Annotated in this window: 15 protein-coding genes; 12 read left to right on the top strand and 3 right to left on the bottom strand. The window is 60.8% G+C overall.

The genetic code is table 11. The features are described from left to right. Genes aceB through K6118_RS15960 form a run of 3 tightly spaced genes read left to right on the top strand, consistent with a single transcriptional unit; the run spans position 1 to position 3,332 of the window. Positions 1–1,617 carry a malate synthase A gene (gene aceB / locus K6118_RS15970; RefSeq protein ID WP_247121485.1) on the top strand — a complete coding sequence of 539 codons (1,617 nt, stop codon included), beginning with the start codon at positions 1–3 and terminating at the stop codon, positions 1,615–1,617. Positions 1,618–1,639: 22 nt separating this feature from the next. Beyond that, on the top strand, positions 1,640–2,824 hold the full coding sequence (locus tag K6118_RS15965; RefSeq protein ID WP_247121484.1) for a urate hydroxylase PuuD: 1,185 nt from the start codon (positions 1,640–1,642) through the stop codon (positions 2,822–2,824). Positions 2,825–2,834: 10 nt separating this feature from the next. Continuing rightward, a complete protein-coding gene (locus tag K6118_RS15960) occupies positions 2,835–3,332 on the top strand; it encodes an ureidoglycolate lyase (protein WP_247121483.1) in 498 nt (165 codons plus the stop codon). A 15-nt stretch (positions 3,333–3,347) separates the two neighbouring features. Here the strand turns inward: K6118_RS15960 and K6118_RS15955 are convergent, their stop codons facing one another. Then, positions 3,348–3,773 carry an OsmC family protein gene (locus tag K6118_RS15955; RefSeq protein ID WP_247121482.1) on the bottom strand — a complete coding sequence of 142 codons (426 nt, stop codon included), beginning with the start codon at positions 3,771–3,773 and terminating at the stop codon, positions 3,348–3,350. Between the two features lie 330 nt (positions 3,774–4,103). Further along, positions 4,104–5,069 (bottom strand): oxygen-dependent tRNA uridine(34) hydroxylase TrhO, encoded by a 966-nt coding sequence (gene trhO, locus K6118_RS15950; RefSeq protein ID WP_247121481.1) that lies wholly within the window; start codon positions 5,067–5,069, stop codon positions 4,104–4,106. A gap of 229 nt (positions 5,070–5,298) precedes the next feature. On the opposite strand from trhO, the gene K6118_RS15945 reads away from it, so the two are divergent. The 9 genes from K6118_RS15945 to K6118_RS17415 all read left to right on the top strand — a co-directional run bounded on the left by K6118_RS15945 (position 5,299) and on the right by K6118_RS17415 (position 15,634). After that, positions 5,299–5,904 (top strand): PAS domain-containing protein, encoded by a 606-nt coding sequence (locus K6118_RS15945; protein WP_247121480.1) that lies wholly within the window; start codon positions 5,299–5,301, stop codon positions 5,902–5,904. A gap of 254 nt (positions 5,905–6,158) precedes the next feature. After that, the gene (locus K6118_RS15940; RefSeq protein WP_247121479.1) at positions 6,159–7,373 is read left to right on the top strand and encodes a glycosyltransferase family 4 protein; all 1,215 of its coding nucleotides are present in this window, start codon (positions 6,159–6,161) and stop codon (positions 7,371–7,373) included. A 55-nt stretch (positions 7,374–7,428) separates the two neighbouring features. Beyond that, on the top strand, positions 7,429–8,418 hold the full coding sequence (locus K6118_RS15935) for a hypothetical protein (RefSeq protein WP_247121478.1): 990 nt from the start codon (positions 7,429–7,431) through the stop codon (positions 8,416–8,418). A gap of 45 nt (positions 8,419–8,463) precedes the next feature. Further along, entirely contained in the window at positions 8,464–9,666 is a 1,203-nt protein-coding gene (locus tag K6118_RS15930; RefSeq protein ID WP_247121477.1) for an LptF/LptG family permease, read from the top strand. Beyond that, a complete protein-coding gene (locus K6118_RS15925) occupies positions 9,663–10,784 on the top strand; it encodes an LptF/LptG family permease (protein ID WP_247121476.1) in 1,122 nt (373 codons plus the stop codon). Before K6118_RS15930 ends, K6118_RS15925 begins: the two co-directional genes overlap by 4 nt. 99 nt (positions 10,785–10,883) lie before the next feature. Beyond that, on the top strand, positions 10,884–11,417 hold the full coding sequence (locus tag K6118_RS15920; RefSeq protein ID WP_247121475.1) for a PAS domain-containing protein: 534 nt from the start codon (positions 10,884–10,886) through the stop codon (positions 11,415–11,417). Positions 11,418–11,663: 246 nt separating this feature from the next. Further along, the gene (guaD, locus tag K6118_RS15915; RefSeq protein ID WP_247121474.1) at positions 11,664–12,965 is read left to right on the top strand and encodes a guanine deaminase; all 1,302 of its coding nucleotides are present in this window, start codon (positions 11,664–11,666) and stop codon (positions 12,963–12,965) included. Between the two features lie 14 nt (positions 12,966–12,979). Beyond that, entirely contained in the window at positions 12,980–13,339 is a 360-nt protein-coding gene (locus K6118_RS15910; RefSeq protein ID WP_247121473.1) for a hypothetical protein, read from the top strand. A 477-nt stretch (positions 13,340–13,816) separates the two neighbouring features. Further along, a complete protein-coding gene (locus K6118_RS17415; RefSeq protein ID WP_281500853.1) occupies positions 13,817–15,634 on the top strand; it encodes a calcium-binding protein in 1,818 nt (605 codons plus the stop codon). Positions 15,635–15,717: 83 nt separating this feature from the next. On the opposite strand, the gene K6118_RS15890 is transcribed toward K6118_RS17415, so the two are convergent. Continuing rightward, positions 15,718–17,511: an aminopeptidase P family protein gene (locus tag K6118_RS15890; RefSeq protein ID WP_247121472.1), complete on the bottom strand. Its 1,794-nt coding sequence runs from the start codon at positions 17,509–17,511 to the stop codon at positions 15,718–15,720. Positions 17,512–17,563: the final 52 nt, after the last annotated feature.

The following is a 17,563-nucleotide window of genomic DNA, read 5'->3' as shown; positions in this document are numbered from 1 at the left end:
ATGATTACCAAACCGGTTGAGGCTGACGGCCTCGTCGTTACCGGCCATGACGTTCCCCGCATGGCTGAAATTCTGACCGACGAGGCTTTGGCGTTTGTCGCCGAGGTTGAACACCGGTTCGGGTCGCGCCGACGTAAGCTAGTCGCGGCCCGCACACAGGTTCAGGCACGGTTCGACGGCGGAGACTTCCCTCAATTTCTCCCCGAAACCGCTGAGATCCGTGCTGCAGACTGGAAAGTCCGCCCAGCCCCTTCCGCGCTTCTGGACCGCCGGGTTGAAATCACCGGCCCCGTCGACCGCAAGATGGTGATCAACGCGCTTAACAGTGGCGCCAACTGTTTCATGGCCGACTTTGAGGATAGCTCCACCCCGACATGGGCCAACATGATTGCGGGGCAGGTGAACCTGCGGGATGCCGTCATGGGGACGATCGCTTACGAAAACCCGGAAAGCGGCAAGCAGTATAAGCTCGCTGACAAGACCGCCGTTCTTCTGGTACGGCCGCGCGGGCTGCATATGGAAGAAAAGCATGTCTATCTGGACGGCGTTCCCGTCTCCGCTGGTTTCTTCGATTTCGCGCTGTTCCTGTTCCATAACGCCAAGGCACAACTTGAAAAGGGTGTTGGGCCCTACTTCTACCTGCCGAAGATGGAGCATTATCTCGAAGCCCGCCTCTGGGAAGAGGTGATCGCTTTCGCCGAAGACAGGCTCGCCCTCCCGCGCGGCAGCGTGCGCGTGACGGTGCTGATTGAGACCATCACCGCCGCGTTCCAGATGGATGAAATCCTCTATGAGCTCCGGGATCATATCGTCGGGCTCAATTGCGGGCGCTGGGACTATATTTTCAATGTCATCAAACGCTTTGCCCGCCGCGCCGATTTCGTGCTGCCGGACCGGGCCCAGGTCACCATGGACCAGCCGTTCCTGAAGGCCTATTCCGAGCTCCTCATCAAAACCTGCCACCGCCGGGGCGCGCACGCCATGGGCGGCATGGCGGCGCAGATCCCGATCAAGGGCGACGCGGCGGCGAATGCGGCAGCGACCGGTAAGGTCCGCGCCGACAAGGAGCGTGAGGCGGCGGCAGGCCATGACGGCACCTGGGTCGCGCATCCGGGGCTGATCCCGACCGCGCGCGATGTGTTCGACCGTGTGATGCCGGGGCCGAACCAGCTTGAGGTTTCGCGCGAAGATGTTGCGGTCAGCGCCGCCGACCTGCTGGCGGTCCCTGAGGGGGAGATCACCGAAGCCGGGCTCCGCGCCAACATCAATGTCGGGCTCCTGTACCTCGCGGCCTGGCTTGACGGCATGGGCTGTGTGCCGATCCATAATCTGATGGAGGATGCCGCCACCGCCGAGATCAGCCGCACCCAGGTATGGCAGTGGCGCACGCACGGCGCCTGGCTGTCGGATGGCCGGGTGATTGATGCCGCGCTCATTGAAGCCATTCAGGCGGAGGAAGTCGTGGCACTTGAAGGGGCGCGCTTCACCGGCAAGGCCAAGCTTACCGATGCGGCGGCGCTGTTCCGCTGCCTCGTCATGGATGACGTGCTCGAGGAGTTTTTGACGCGCCCCGCTTACGAACTGATACTGGATTACGAGCAGGCTGAGATCTGCTGAGACCGTCAGGAAGGAAGACCCCGTGGACCTAGACATCATGCCCTGGCTCAACCTGGCGATCCGCTGGCTGCATATCATCACCGGTATCGCCTGGATCGGCTCCTCCTTCTATTTCATCTGGCTCGACAATAACCTCGAAAAGCCGAAGGACCCGAAGCCCGGCATGTCGGGGGAGCTATGGTCGGTCCATGGCGGCGGCTTCTATCACCAGCAGAAATATGCCGTGGCGCCGGAAGCGATGCCCGAGAAGCTGCACTGGTTCAAATGGGAAGCTTATTTCACCTGGATGAGCGGCTTCGCGCTTCTGGCCGTAATCTATTATTACGGCGCCAACCTCTTTCTGATCGACAAGGCCAAGATGGCGCTGACGCAAAGTGAGGCCATCGGCATCAGCCTCGCCTTCATCATCGGCGGCTGGTTCGTCTATGACGGCCTGTGCCGGTCACCGCTCGGGCGCAACAACAAGGCCTTCGGTATCGTCTGGTTTGGCGTGATGCTGGCGGCGGCTTATGCGCTCACCCATATCTTCAGTGACCGTGCAGCCTTCATCCAGGTCGGTGCCATGGTCGGCACGGCGATGGCCGCCAACGTCTTCATGGTGATCATTCCCAACCAGAAGAAGGTGGTGGCGGCGCTCACGGCCGGTGAGGCGCCGGACCCACGCCTCGGCCAGATGGGTAAGCAGCGCTCGCTCCACAATAATTACATGACCCTGCCGGTCTTGCTGATCATGGTCAGCAACCATTATCCGATGGTCTTCTCGAACCCGAACAACTGGCTGGTGTTGGCGGGGCTGTCGCTCGCGGGTATTACCATCCGGCACTATTTCAACCTCAAGCACAAGGGTAAGGCGCACCCGGGCGTGGTGGTGCTGGCCGCTGTCTTCTTCATCGGCACGATGATCTTCGCCGCGGTTTCGGCCGGGAAAAGCAAGGTGGCGACGGGTGACGTGCAGTTTTCCCAGGTTCAGGCGATTATCACCAAACACTGCGTCATGTGCCATTCGGCGCACCCGACCCATGAGGGGTTCGAGGAAGCGCCCATGGGCGTGCGCTTTGACGACCCGGCGCTGATCCAGCAATATGCGCCCAGGATCAAGATGCAGGCGGTCGATGCCGACATCATGCCGCTCGGCAATGAAACCGGGATGACCGATGAAGAACGCGCGCTTCTCGGTAAATGGATCGCCGACGGCGCGAAACGATGAGGAGACGGTGGTGCGGACGGTAAAAGCAGAGCCCCTGACGGCGGAAGCCTTCCGCCCCTTCGGGGATGTGATCGAGGTGAATGATGCTGCGCGCCATTTCCCGATCAATTACGGCCAGACCGAACGCTACCATGATCTTGCCGCCATCGACTGCGGGGCGGATGGCGGGCGTGTTGGCGTCAGCCTGTTCCGTTCGACACCGGTTGACGGCCCCATCACCATCCGCGTGATGGAATATCACCCGCTATCGAGCCAGGCCTTCATGCCGCTTGGGGCGTACCCCTACCTTGTGGTGGTCGCACCCAAGGGGGCGTTCGATGCGGCGAAGATGCGGGTGTTCAAGGCAATGCCGGGGCAGGGGGTGAATTATCACCCCGGTACGTGGCATCATTTCAGCCTTGCCTTGGAGGCGGTCAGTGACTTTCTGGTCATCGACCGTATCGGTGAGGGCGATAACTGTGTGGAGCATGAGTTGACGGCGGACGAACAGGTCACCGTCAGCCTTTAAGGCTTCCGCGGGAGCTTATTCCGCCGGGTGGCACTCATAATCCCAGGTGATCTCGGCAAGTGCGCCGAGCTGGGCGGAGGCCGAGCAGTATTTTTCCATCGAAAGCTTCACCGCGCGCTCCACATGGGCGGGATCGAGGTCATGCCCGGTGAGCACGAAATGCGCGTGGATTTTCTTGAACACCTTCGGGTGCTCGTCCGCGCGTTCGCTGTCGATATCCACGTAGCAGTCGACCAGTTTCTGGCGCGCCTTCTTCAGGATCATCACCACGTCGATCGAGGAGCAGCCGCCCATGCCGAGGATCAGCATTTCCATCGGACGGATGGCATGGTCCCGGCCGCCGTTGGCTGCACCACCATCCATGACCACCGCGTGGCCGGACGGAGATTCGCCGACAAAGGTCAGGTCACCCGCCCATTTTACCCGTGCTGCCTTGCTCATCCTCAAATACTCCTTCAAATCGTATGGGTTTTAGCATTTCTAGCCGTTTCCGTGGGTCTCATCAACGCCCAAAGCCTGATAAACCAAGGTTTAGGGGCGCGGTCCGGCGAAATAGGGTTAATCTTCGGTTAATCGCAAGGGGGACACCTTTGGTCGCACCGGTTGTCGGAGGAGCGCGCAAGCGCTGGTACAGTCGGTGTTAGAAAAGATGGCGAAACATGCCCGGTCACGACATGGTTTCAAGCGTATAGGAGATGTGGCGCGCTCTGCTTCGGCAAAGTGCAGCCCCTCCTAGGCCGGTCAGGTCCCACCCAGCAACCAGACTTTCCCTTATTCCTGCCCTTCGATCCGCACGTCATCCCGTGCGTCATCAGTGTCGGCATTGCGCGTGGCGCCGATATGGGCCTCGCCGCGGGCTTGGGCGAGATCGACCTGATGCTGGCGTTCGCGGTAGCGGGCCTTCTGTTCATCCGTGGTTTCGTGCACGCAGTGCGGGCAGCTGACGCCGCGTTCGAAGTCAGGCGAGGCTTTGTCCGTCTCGTCAATCGGACGGCGGCAGGCGCGGCACATGTCATACGGCCCCGGCACCAGGCCATGACCGACGGACACGCGCTCGTCGAACACGAAACATTCGCCCTGCCACAGGCTTTCGTCTGCCGGGACTTCCTCAAGATATTTCAGGATGCCGCCTTCGAGGTGATAGACATCCTCGAAGCCCTGCTCCTTCATATAGGCGGTCGATTTTTCACAGCGGATGCCGCCGGTGCAGAACATGGCCACCTTGGGCTTGTTGTGCAGGGTCTTCTGCGCTTCGACCCAGGCGGGGAACTCGCGGAAGCTTTTGGTCTTCGGGTCCACCGCGCCCTTGAAGGTGCCGATCGCGACTTCATAGTCGTTGCGGGTGTCGATAAGCACGACCTCGGGGTCGGAAATCAGGTCGTTCCAATCCTTCGGCTTCACATAGGTGCCGACGATCTTGTTGGGGTCGATGCCGCCCACGCCCATGGTGACGATTTCTTTCTTCAGCCGCACCTTCATGCGGTAGAAGGGCTCGTCTTCGGACCAGCTTTCCTTATGGACGAGGTCCGCGAAGTCCGGCATGGCGCGCAGGGACGCCAGCACATGACGGAGGCCAGCCTCAGGCCCGGCGATGGTGCCGTTGATGCCTTCTTTGGCCAGGAGGAGCGTACCCTTGACACCAGCGTCCGTGCACAGCTTGAGGATCGGCTCCCGGAGCGTTTCAAAATGCGGCAGGCTGACGAACTTATAAAGCGCAGCAATCAGATATTGGGCCATGGGTCTTCCTGATAATCGGCAGAAGGTCACAAATTCTGGCGCGGCTTATAACGCTAAAGTGACCACAAGTAAAATAAGGAGGTGAAGGCTGCTCTGCGGCACATGGTCGCCGGTTTGCCTGCATTCGTGTCAAAAGACCGACATGATTCAGAGATTGTTGACTTCTGATATGGCATGATAGCAGGGAAAAACAGAGCTGCTGGCCCATGAGCCGGCCCATCAGGTGCCTATGACAGATACGACCTCAAACGCCATTCCAGCGCCCCATGCCCGGCATGACCTTAAGGCGGAATCCCTCTCGCTTCTGCGGGAGAGGGAGGTGCTGAAAGGGTTGTGGGGTGCCTGGGAGGCGCAGTTCCAGGCGGCAAGCGGGCAGGTTCCGCCCAAGGCCAGCCTGAGGATGCAGGCCCTCAAGACTGTTCTGCCATGCCTGATTATTTCGGAACTGATTGACGCGGATACAGTCCATATCCGCCTTGCCGGCAGCCGGGTGGACGAAATGTTCGGCGGTGGGCTGACGGGCGCCAACACCGTTTCGCTGTCTCCGCCGGCCCAGCAGGAGGCGATTGCCCGTGTGTACCGCAATATTGCGGCGACACCGGCGGGATTTTACATCAGCGAAAGCCTTCTCATGCGGGACGGCAAGGTCAACCGGAATGACGCCTTGATCTTGCCGCTTGCGGACAACAAGGACGGAAGTATCCGTTATTTTGTCGGGGCTTATCATCTCGGCCGCGACAGCTTTGCCCATGCCGCTTCATCCGAGGCGGCCATTATTCACCGGAATATTGACGCCTTTGGCTATCTTGACCTAGGTTTTGGCTTGCCGGACTAAGGGTTTAAGGGATATGGTGCGCCGCATTTCTGCCACCAAGTTGCGGCAGGGTGCCAAAACTGCTGGCCATCAGAATGGGTTTTCACTTTATGTGAATCTTGAAATCCTGTAGCCAGAGGCGGACATAAGGCATGTCCATGTATGTTTATGTATGGCTTGAAGTGTGCGGGGGGCTGATCGTGAAGGAAGACGGTCAGGGCTGTATAGCTTGGGGTCAACAGGGCGCTTGGCGCCCCTAAACTATGGGATAGACAATGCCCTTTGACAGTCATTCGTCTCGGCCGCGTCGTGTCGCGCTTTTTTCGGGCAACTATAATTATGTGATGGACGGCCCTGTCCGTGCCCTCAACAAGCTTGTGGCTTTCCTGGAAAGCCAGGGCATTGAAGTGCTCGTGTTCGCGCCGACCGCCAAGGAAGCTGCCTTCCCCCATAATGGTACGCTGATTTCCGTTCCCTCCGTGGCCCTGCCGGGCCGCAGCGAATACCGGATTGCGCTTGGGATGCCGGCGAGCGTCCGCCGCCGCCTCACCGCTTTCCGCCCGGACCTCATTCATGTGTCGGCGCCGGATCTTCTCGGCCATGCCGCGCTTCGTTGGGCGCGCCGCAATTTCGTGCCGTCCGTGGCCTCGTTCCACACGCGCTTCGATACTTACCCGCGCTATTATCACATGGGCTGGGCGGAGAAATATATCACCGCCCTGATGCGCCGCTTCTACAAAAGCTGTGAGCATGTCTATGTGCCTAGTGAAAGCATGGTCGAAATCCTGAAGGAACAGGCCATGGCCAAGGACCTCCGGATCTGGAGCCGCGGTGTCGAAGGTGGGCTCTTTAACAAGAACCAGCGCGATATGGACTGGCGCCGGTCGCTCGGCATCCAGGATGACGAGAAGGTCATCACCTTCGTCGGCCGCCTGGTGCTTGAAAAGGGTCTTGGCGTTTTCGCCGATACGCTTGATGCGCTCAAGGCGAAGGGCGTGCCCTTCCGCGCGCTGATCGTCGGCGAAGGGCCGGAGCGCGAGCGGTTCGAGAAGCGTCTGCCCGAAGCGGTGTTCACCGGCTATTTGCAGGGCGATGCGCTTGCCCGCGCCTATGCCTCGTCGGACGTTTTCTTCAACGCCAGCATTACCGAAACTTTCGGCAATGTGACCCTGGAAGCGATGGCCTCCGGTATTCCGGCGGTTTGCGCCGATGCCACCGGCAGCCGGACGCTTGTGGATGACAATGTTTCAGGTTTCCTGGTTGAGCCGGGCAACATCGAAGCCTTCGCCGAAAAGCTGACCGCGCTCATTGAAGACGAAGCGCTTTATGCCCGCATGTCGGATGCGAGCCTTGAAGGCAGTGCTCCCTATACCTGGGAAGCCGTGCTCGGCGCGCTTCTGGATCAGTATCAGGAAGCGGTCGCGACCTACCGGCTCAGGAATGCCGGGCTGCAGACCCCGTCCGAACCAGAATTTGCCGCCGCCGAATAACGGCGGCAACAGCCCTTTTGCCGGGGCTTATAAACCATAAGAACAAGGCAGACACGTGCAGCGTATTAAATCACTTTTTACCGCTGAAGGGCTCAAGGCGCTTCAGGAAAGCCGCTCTTTTATGCGGGCGCTCAAGCTGTTGCAGGGCGTCTTCATGCTGGCGGTCATCGGTTTCCTTGGCTACCGGCTTAGCGAAATCGGCTGGCATGAAGTGTGGGCGGCCTTGCCCACCACGCCGTGGTTCTATGTCATTCTCCTGGTGATGTATTTCATCTTTCCGGCGTTCGAAATCCTGGTTTATCAATCCATGTGGGATGCGCCGCTCTGGCGGCATTTCAGCATTTTCGTGCGCAAGCGCGTCTATAATTTTGCGGTGCTCAGTTATACCGGAGAGGCCTATCTCGCCTTCTGGGCGCGGAAACGCTTGCCCCTCTCCACCAAACGGATTTTCGCCACCGTCAAGGACAGCAACATCCTGTCGGCGCTGGCGTCGAACAGTTTCACGGTCATTCTGCTTGCGGTCTTTTTCCTGACAGGTGAGCTGAGCGTCATCACCAAGGCTTCGCCGGACTATAAAATGTATCTGGTTCTGGCCGTGCTTGTGGGCGCGATCCTGGTGCCGGTGGTGGTGAAGTTCCGCGAGCATATCATTTCGCTGGAGCCTCAGGTGGCGCGGCGGGTGTTCCTCATTCACCTTGTCCGGCTCGTTGTTATGCTGCTGTTGCAGACGGCGCAGTGGGCGGTAGTGCTGCCGTCGGTGCCTTTCAGCGCCTGGCTGATGTTCCTGACGGCGCAGCTTGTGCTGACGCGTGTACCGTTCCTGCCGAATACCGACCTGCTGCTTGCCGGGCTTGGCCTCACGCTTATGGGCTATCTGGATGCCCCTGAGGCGGTGGTGGCGGGGATGTTCCTGGCCGGTGGGGCTTTGTCGCAACTGCTCAATGCTATCGCTTTTGTCGGCACGTCCATGCATGATCTGAAGCGTGTGCCATTGGACACGGCTGAGGACCAGCCGGACGATGACATGGCGACCGAAACAGCGTAAATTGCGCCGCACGAACCGTCACGGAAAGGGGGCATGAGAGGCCGGATGGGAAGCCTGGACCGCTATATCCTGAAAACAGCCTTTGTGCCGATGGCGATGAGCCTTCTGGTCGCGGCGCTGTTGCTGCTTCTTGAACAAATGCTCCGGCTTCTCGATTTCGTCCTCAATGAAAACGGCCCGGTCGACGTGGTGTGGCGGATGCTGGCGTTCCTGCTGCCGCAGTATCTGAGCCTCGCGCTGCCGCTCAGCCTGTTCCTCGGTGCTGTTCTCGCCTACCGCAAGCTGTCGCTCTCCAGCGAGATGGACACGATGCAGGCCACCGGCATGTCGCACTGGCGGCTTCTCCGGCCAGTTTACGGCCTCGGCGTCGTCATGATGTTGATCAATTTCGCCATCCTCGCCTATATCCAGCCCTATGCCCAATATGGCTATCAGGAACTGCGGTACGAACTTCAGGCTGGTCTTCTGGGCGCGCGGGTGCCAGCAGGAAAATTCGTCAGTGTCTCGAAGAATGTGAAGCTCAGGATCGGCACCACCGCCGACGGCGGGGCCGAGCTCGGGGATTTGTTCGTCGCCTACCGGGACAAGCAGGGAAACCGCTCTACCTTCACTGCCGAGAAGGGCAAGTTCATGCGCGGGCCTGACCCGGACAGCATGGTCCTGAGGCTCGAACACGGCCGCCAGATGGTGGTGCGCGCAGGCGTCGACCATCCCGGCGTCTTGAACTTCGAGTTGCAGGACATCGTCATTCCGCTGCCGAAGGCGACGGCCTTCCGGGCCCGCGGTGCTGAGAAACATGAAGCGACCTTTGGGGAGCTGATCTCCATCCTCAAAAATGCCCAGGACAAGACCAGCCACAGCTACCGGGAATACCGGGCCAACTTCCATTACCGGCTTATCCATACGCTGACGTTTCTGGCGCTGCCGTTCCTCGCGGTTGCCTTTGGGGTGACCAACCGGCGCCAGCCTTCGGGCGCGGGCCCGGCGCTCGGCATTTTCGTGATTGTGCTCTATCACAAGCTGCTGGAGATTTGGGCCGTAGGGGCCGTGAGTTCGGGGGAGCTGTCGCCCTGGGCCAGCATGTATCCGCTGTTCGGTGTTTTCTCAGTCTTCGCGCTCGCGCTCTTTTATGGCGTGGCCGAGAAACCGGGCTTCAACGCCGTGGCCTATGCCGAAATCGTTTGGGCTGGCACTATCGGCCGGGTGACCAAACTTTTCCGGCGCAAGCCTGAAGGGCAGTCGGCATGATGCGGCTCCGGCACATGCGGCGGGTGATGCTGCCGTCGAAAGAGCTCGCGGCCTATGTGGTGCGGCTGTTCCTCACCCGCTATCTCGCCATGCTGTTTCTGCTGGTGGTGCTGTTGCAGGCGATCGACCTGATGAACAAGACGGATGAGCTTTTGGCTGCCAAGGGCGCGACCGCAGCCTCGCTTATCCAGTATGTCCAGTGGCGGGCGCCTGAGCTGATCAGCCAGTTCATGCCGTTTGCGGCCTTGATGGCGACGCTGTTCACGCTGGCCGGGCTCAACCAGCATAGCGAGGTGATTGTCATGCGCGCCGCGGGTCTTGCCCCGGGCCAGATCATGGCACCGATGTACCTGGCCGCTGGCTTTATCGTCATCGTCCATATCCTGTTTCATGATTTTGTCGTCGTGGACGTTTCGGCCAAGCTCGCCTACTGGCAATCCAACGATTATAGCGTCTCGGCGATGACGCCGCCTGAAGGCCGCCAGGATGTCTGGATCGAAGACAAGGGGCTTGTGCTGGAGGCACGCTCGGCCACGCGCGCGGGCAACCATGCGCTTCTCGATACCGTCTCACTCTACCGGCGCGATGCCCGGGGGCTGTTGACCCAAAGCATTTCCGCCGACTTCGCGGTCAATGAAACCGGCGGGCCGGACTGGACCTTTTATGGCGTCCGCCATTTCGACCTGACCGACGGCCAGATGACTGCGGCGGCGCAGGAAGTGCACCGGCTCAATGTGCCGCTCGAACGCATCTATTCCCATATCGACAAGCCGGACCAGGAACGCATCGGCCCGCTCTACCGGGCGATCCGGGCGCTCAAGGCCGTGGGGGTGAAAACCTTCGAGCTCGACACCGCGCTCCTCCACCGCTTCACCCGCGCGCTTGCAACCCTGATCATGCCGCTCCTCGGCGCGTTCGTGGCGTTCGGGCCGCCCAGGATGGGCTCGGGCATCGCCCGTGTCGTGCTCGGCATGGCCATTGGTTTCAGCTATTTCGTCGTGGAAAACTATATGGTTGCGATGGGCAGCATGGGCATCGTGCCGCCGCTTCTGGCCACGCTTTCCACCCCGCTTCTCTATTTCATGGCCGGGCTCAGTATCATTTTGCGGTTTGAATAGGGAACAGAATTTCCACTAGTGGTAGCGCATCCGTATGCTATAACAGAGGGGAAGCGCCAGGCGGGGATGGACCTGCGCGTGGGGTAATGAGGGGTGTACGTGTTCAGTCTTGACGACAAGGTCCTGGACCATGACGAAACGGTTTTCGGCGACTTCGCTGTCTATACCGGGGACGATATAGCCGGTAAAAATGCCGTCGCCGATTTTTTCCATGATTATTGGCATGCCCTGCAGAAGGACGGCCGCCTGCCGGCCCGCGCGGACATCAACCCGCCGGACCTGGCGCGCTTCATCGACCATACGGTGCTGATGGATGTGGTGCCGACGGAGGACGCTTTCCAGCTGATCGTCCGGCTGATCGGCACTTTCGTGGTCGAGCATTATGGCGAGATTTCCGGCAAGGATATCGCTGATATGCGGAACCCGAAGGCCATTCAGCGCATCTATCATATGGCCGGGCTGGTGCTGGAAACCAACGAACCGCAGCTGACCCTGACGCCTGCGTTCGCGCCCAACCGCAAGCATATGGAAGGCGTCGCGCTTTACCTGCCGCTTTATGATGATGCGGGGACGATCAACAAGATCATGGTCGCGGTCGATGTCCGCTCGCTGAGCAACAGAACCCAGGGTTGACCCGACCTGTTGCACGGCCTGCCTGAAACTGTTGCATCCCCCCTCAAAAACTGTTGCAGCCGCAACAGTTGGTCCACATGCTGACCAAATGGTCAGGATTAAAGTCTTCGCGAGAATTTCCCTGCCCTTCCGCCCCGAAAATCTGATACGGTTTCATGCAATCGCGTGACCGGTTTCGGTGCGGCTTTTGCGAATGTTCCGAGGGGGACCGGAAGGCCCCCGGAGAGTCAAACCGAAGGATTGAATGTGTCGGTCAAAGCTTACCGCGGTGCGCTGTTTCATCTTACCGAGGACCCGGCCCTTGTGGGCGCGGAGGCGAGCCATCAGTATGAGGTCGACGGTCTCCTGATCGTCGAGGACGGTCATGTGCAAAAGGCGGGCGCCTATGCCGACCTCGCGCCCACGCTGCCTGCGGATGCCGAGGTGACGGACCACACCGGCGGGCTGATCGTGCCGGGGTTTGTCGATACCCACATCCATTACCCGCAGCTCGATATGATCGCGTCCTACGGCGAGAAGCTTCTGGACTGGCTCAACCGCTATACCTTCCCCGAGGAAGCCAAGTTCGCGGACCCGGCGCACGCGGCCGAGTGCGCGGAATTTTTCCTTGATGAGCTGATGCGGAACGGCACCACCACCGCGCTCGTCTACGGCACGGTGCACAAGGGCGCGACCGACGCTTTGTTCGCCGCCGCCCACAAGCGCGACATGCGCATCGCCGCCGGGAAAGCGCTGATGGATAGGAACGTGCCGGACGCCGTGCGCGACACCGCCGAAAGTGGCGACGCCGACAGCCGCGCGCTCATTGAAGCGTGGCACGGTAAGGGGCGGCTGACCTATGCCGTCACCCCGCGTTTCGCCCCGGCGTGTTCGGATGACCAACTGACCCGCGCCGGGAAAATCCTTGAGGAGTATCCGGACGTCTTGATGCACACGCATCTTTCCGAAAATGCCGATGAGATCGCCTGGGTGAAGGAGCTGTACCCGGACGCGGACGGCTATCTGGACGTTTACGCCCGCTTTGGCCTCCTGACCGACCGTTCGGTGTTCGCCCACTGCATCCATCTGGATGGCCCCGAATATCAACGCATGGCGGAGGCCGACGCGGCCATCGCCTTCTGCCCGACCTCCAACCTGTTCCTCGGCAGCGGCCTGTTCAGCCTGAAGGAGGCCGAGAAATACGGCGTGAAGGTCGGCCTCGGCACCGATGTCGGCGCGGGCACCAGCTTCTCGATCTTGGAGACCATGGACGAAGCCTATAAGGTCTGCCACCTCAAGGGCCACAAGCTGGATGCCTTCAAGGCCTTCTATCTCGCCACCCTCGGCGGCGCCCGCGCGCTCAACATGGGCGAGCATGTAGGCAATTTCGAGCCCGGCAAGGAAGCCGATTTCCTGGTGCTGGACCTCGCGCCGACGCCCCTGCTCGCCCGGCGACTGAAGACCTGCAAGAACATCGAGGAAACCCTGTTCGTCCTCGCCATGCTCGGCGACGACCGCACCATCGCCCACACCTACATCATGGGCGAGCAGGCCTACAGCAAGGGGTGAGGGCAGGAGCTCACATGAAAATGGCAGATGAATTTCAGTTGGAGGATGTTGAGCGCAAGTTGGCGAAGGCCTTGGTTGCGCGTGCCCTGAGCATGATGTTGGGCATGTCTGGGTTGGTGATCGCTCTGAACTATGAAAAGGGCATGCCTTATGCCGCGTTGGTGATTGGTGCTCTTACGGTGGTCGTTATGTATCGGACCATATATAACCATAACATTGCCGCTCACTATCGACTTAGCAGGTACGTACCGGAACTGTATTTGGGCCTGTTGCGGAAAGAGCTGGAAATGCGCACGCTTCAAAAACTTGCGTTCGATAATTGGTTCGTCAAACAAGAAGAACAACTACGGCACAAGTTCAAGGAATTCAGGTGACGAACCTTTTCCGTCCTCGCCGTCACCCTGAACTTGTTTGGCCAAGGCCAGCTTCGCAAACAGGGTCTAGGGAACATGGCGACAGGCGAAGCGGGTGCAAGCATTGCATGGATGCTGAAACAAGTTCAGCATGACAGGGAGGCGGGGTGTTCCTGGACCCGCCGGTCAGGTGGTGTAAACGCCTGCTTCGCAAACGTCGGGTGACGAAAAAAAGGGCGCAGGGATCATCCCCCCGCGCCCTCTTTTCATGTCTGGAAAAGCTCCGCTTGCGCCGCCCATGACGGGCTGTAAACCATCGATGCGCTTGACCGGGTGCCCCAGCCCGATACGCTTTCAATATTTTCATGAGTAGCCATTTGACGCCCGGCCCGGCTTGCCGCGACCCTTTTTCAGGGAAGGCAAGCCTCAGGCGGCGCGTTGACAATTATACAAAGCCCCCCGGCAGGGCCGGGCGGCACAAAAATAAAAGGGTCCGACATGACATATCTGTCAGCGGCGCCATTGGCGCTTGAAGGCACAGACCAGAACGACACGCTCGAGGGTACCAGCAACAACGATACGATTTCAGGCGGTGCGGGCGATGACACGCTCACCGGCCTGGGCGGCAATGATCTTCTCTATGGTGACGCCGGGAATGACAGCCTTGAAGGCGGCAACGGCGACGATGTGCTCGCCGGGAATGACGGCAATGCCGGCAGCGCCGACGGCAATGACGTCCTCCTCGGTGAAAATGGCAATGACCATCTATCGGGCGGCAAAGGCGATGACACGCTCGATGGCGGCAATGGCGACGACGTGCTGATCGGGGCAGAGGGTAAAGATAGCCTTCTGGGCGGCGACGGCAACGATGAGCTGACGGATTATTATGGCAACAATGACCTTGACGGCGGCGCGGGCGACGACACCCTTCAGGGCGGCACGGGCGATGATCATCTGATTGGCGGCGACGGCAGCGACACCTTCGTTTTCGACACCTTCTGGGGCAGCGATACCATCGGCGATTTCGAGGTCGGCAGCGACAAGATCGACATGAGCCTGCTGGCCATCAGCTTCGGTGATCTCGTGCTAACCCAGGTCGGCACCGACACGGTGATCACGCTGGCGGAAGGCGCTGGCCAGCAGTCCGCGGACGCGAGCGATACCACGCTGGTCCTGAGCGGGGCCACCGCCGCGGACCTGAGCGCGGGTGACTTTGTCTTCAACCCGACCCAAGCCCTTTATATCGATGACCGGGACGCCGCCTACAAAATGCTGAGCGGGGGTGCCGCCGCCGATTCCCTCAGCGGCATGGGGGACCTGCTCTATGGGCGCAGCGGCAATGACACGCTGATGAGCGGCGGCAATAGCACGCTCCATGGCGGGGATGGCGACGATACGGTTTTAGGGGCCACCGACTATGACAGCCACTATGGGAACTACAGCGGCGGAGAGGGCGGCAATATCCTCGATGGTGGCGCCGGAAATGACTATATCGCGGAAGCAGGGATCGGCGCGTCGCACCTGATGGGGGGCACCGGGAACGACACCGTTATGGGCGGCGCTTCCACAGACACGCTCGATGGCGGCGCGGGCCGCGATATCCTGCGGGGCGGCATGGGGCGTGACATGATCATCGGCGGCGCGGAGACGGGGGCAACCCCCGGCGCCGATACATTGGGTGGCGGTGACGGTAACGATACGCTGGTGGGCGGAAGCTGGAACGATGACAATGAGGACGGGCTGATCTCGCTTTCGGAAACCGGCAACCAGGCGGAGGACGGTGCCAATGCCGCTTGGGCGGGCAATGGCGCCGATGTCGTCTATGGCGGCGGCGGCGCGGATACGCTCGGCGGCGGTTTGGGCAACGATCTGGTGATGGGCCAGGGCGGCAACGACACGCTTTATGGCGGTGGAGGTGACGCAAGCCAATCCAACGATACGCTGGACGGCGGCGCGGGCGATGACAGCCTCTATGGCGGGCTCGGCGATGACAGCCTTTCAGGCGGTGACGGCGCGGACCGGTTGTTCGGCGGCGCCGGGGCCGATACGCTCGATGGCGGCCTGGGCGATGATAGCTTACGGGGCGGCAGCGGTGCTGACAGCTTCGTCTTCAGCACCGACTGGGGCCATGACCGGGTCGCCGACTTTGAAGACGGCACCGATATGCTCGACCTTTCGGCCACCGGCCTTACGTTTGCCGACCTCACCATCAGCCAGTCCGGCAGTGACGTGCTGATCGCGGTGGCGGGCGGCGACACTATCCTTCTGGAAGGCGTCGCCCTCGCCGACATCGGGGCCAGCGATTTCGTTTTCTGACGATTTTGAATTTCGGGTGATTAGAAGAAAAGGGCGCAGGGATCATTTCCCCGCGCCCTTTTTTCATATCTGAGAAGTTTGGCTTAGGCCGCGCGGGTGAGCGGGGCGGTGGCGGCTTCGAGCCACGGCTTGGTGATATCGTCGACCAGCGGGCCGACCTTGGCGAGCACCTCGGCATGGTAGGCGTTCAGCCAGTCAAGCTCGGCGTCGGTCATCAGATCGACATCGATCAGGTTGCGGTCGATCGGCGCCCAGGTGAGGTTTTCGAACTCGAACATCTCGCGCTCATGTTCGCCCGGCACTTTCTTGACCAGCACCAGGTTCTCGATACGGATGCCGTACGCGCCTGCCTTATAGTAGCCCGGCTCGTTCGACAGGATCATGCCTTCCTGAAGCGGCACGTCGGACGCGCCCTTGGCGATGCGCTGCGGGCCTTCGTGGACGGCGAGGTAGGCGCCGACGCCGTGGCCGGTGCCGTGGTCGTAATCGAGCCCGGCCTGCCAGAGCGGCGCACGCGCGATGGTGTCGAGCGCCATGCCCGGCGTGCCCTTGGGGAAGCGCGTGGTTGAAAGGCCGATATGGCCCTTGAGGACGCGGGTGAAGCGGTCCTTCATTTCAGCCGACGGCGTGCCGACGATGATGGTGCGGGTGATGTCCGTGGTGCCGTCCAGATACTGGCCGCCGCTGTCGACGAGATAGATTTCATCCATCTTCAGCGGCCGGTTGCTTTCTTCCGTAACGCGGTAGTGCGGCAGCGCGGCGTGCGGCCCGGCGCCCGAGATGGTGTCGAAGCTGGTGTCCTTCAGCATGGCGCGCTTCTGGCGGAACTGCCACAGTGTGTCGACGGCCTTGAGCTCATCGACCGTGCCCTTGGGCGCTTCCGAAGAAAGCCAGCACAGGAATTCGCTGATGGCGGCGCCGTCGCGGATGTGGGCGTCGCGGCTGCCCTGTTGCTCGGTGGTGTTCTTGACAGCCTTACGGATGATGCAGGGGTCCGCCCCTTCCACCAGCTTGGCACCGGCATCCCGAAGGGTCTTGAACACTTTGGCGTTGTTGGTGGCGCGGTCGACGAGGACGGTTTTGCCCTCCGCGCCCAGGCCTGCCAGCGTGTCATAGAAAGCCTCACGCGGCTCAACGCGGACATGGTTCCCGAGGTGGGTGCGCACTTCGTCCGTCACCTTGGCGCTATTGATGAACAGGGTCGCCTGCTCGTCCGCGCCCAGCAGCGCGAAGGCATGGGTGACCGGCGTGTTGTCAACGTCGGTGCCGCGGATGTTGAAGGCCCAGGCGACGCTGTCGAGCATGGTGACAACGGCGGCGTCCGCGCCTTTTTCCTTGAGCTCGGCGGCGATGGCGGCGCGCTTTTCCTGCACCGACTGCCCGGCATACTCATCCGTCTGCACGGCCGCGGGCGCGAGGGGCTCCTCCGGCTGCTCGGTCCAGACCGCGTCGATCGGGTTACCCTCAACCGCGACAAGGCCGATGCCTGCGGCGTCGAACGCGGCGCGGGCGGTTTCTTCCCAGGCGACGGTGGCGAGCTCGGGGTCATAGCCGACCTTGCTGCCCTTCGGCGCATGGTCGGTGATCCATTTGAGGAGCGGATATTCCATGAAGTGGTGACGCTCAAACAGCGCGTCGTCCACCTGCTCGGCCACCTGCACGGTATAGCGGCCATCGACAAACACGGCGGCCTTGTCCAGAAGCACCACGCCATTGCCGGCCGACCCGGTGAAATTGGTCACCCACGCCAGGCGCTGGGCATAGGCGCCGACATATTCGCTCATATGCTCGTCAGTGAGCGGAATGATGAAGCCGGCAAGGTCACGGGACTTGAGTTCGGCGCGTAAAGCTTTCAAGCGGTCAGCATGTGGGGCCACGGTTTTGTCTCCCTTTGGTACTATTATGATTTGCGTCCTATGTCGCACCCGC

Source organism: Kordiimonas marina, from assembly GCF_023006325.1.
Classification (GTDB): domain Bacteria; phylum Pseudomonadota; class Alphaproteobacteria; order Sphingomonadales; family Kordiimonadaceae; genus Kordiimonas; species Kordiimonas marina.
This window is presented reverse-complemented; position numbering and strand designations above follow the sequence as displayed.

Bases quoted from the DNA above. Each gene is read 5' to 3' on its own strand.
- aceB (WP_247121485.1), top strand. From the start codon at position 1: ATGATTACCAAACCGGTTGAGGCTGACGGCCTCGTCGTTACCGGCCAT.
- K6118_RS15955 (WP_247121482.1), bottom strand. From the start codon at position 3,773: ATGAGCAAGGCAGCACGGGTAAAATGGGCGGGTGACCTGACCTTTGTC.
- trhO (WP_247121481.1), bottom strand. From the start codon at position 5,069: ATGGCCCAATATCTGATTGCTGCGCTTTATAAGTTCGTCAGCCTGCCG.
- K6118_RS15945 (WP_247121480.1), top strand. From the start codon at position 5,299: ATGACAGATACGACCTCAAACGCCATTCCAGCGCCCCATGCCCGGCAT.
- K6118_RS15940 (WP_247121479.1), top strand. From the start codon at position 6,159: ATGCCCTTTGACAGTCATTCGTCTCGGCCGCGTCGTGTCGCGCTTTTT.
- K6118_RS15930 (WP_247121477.1), top strand. From the start codon at position 8,464: ATGGGAAGCCTGGACCGCTATATCCTGAAAACAGCCTTTGTGCCGATG.
- K6118_RS15925 (WP_247121476.1), top strand. From the start codon at position 9,663: ATGATGCGGCTCCGGCACATGCGGCGGGTGATGCTGCCGTCGAAAGAG.
- K6118_RS15910 (WP_247121473.1), top strand. From the start codon at position 12,980: ATGAAAATGGCAGATGAATTTCAGTTGGAGGATGTTGAGCGCAAGTTG.
- K6118_RS17415 (WP_281500853.1), top strand. From the start codon at position 13,817: ATGACATATCTGTCAGCGGCGCCATTGGCGCTTGAAGGCACAGACCAG.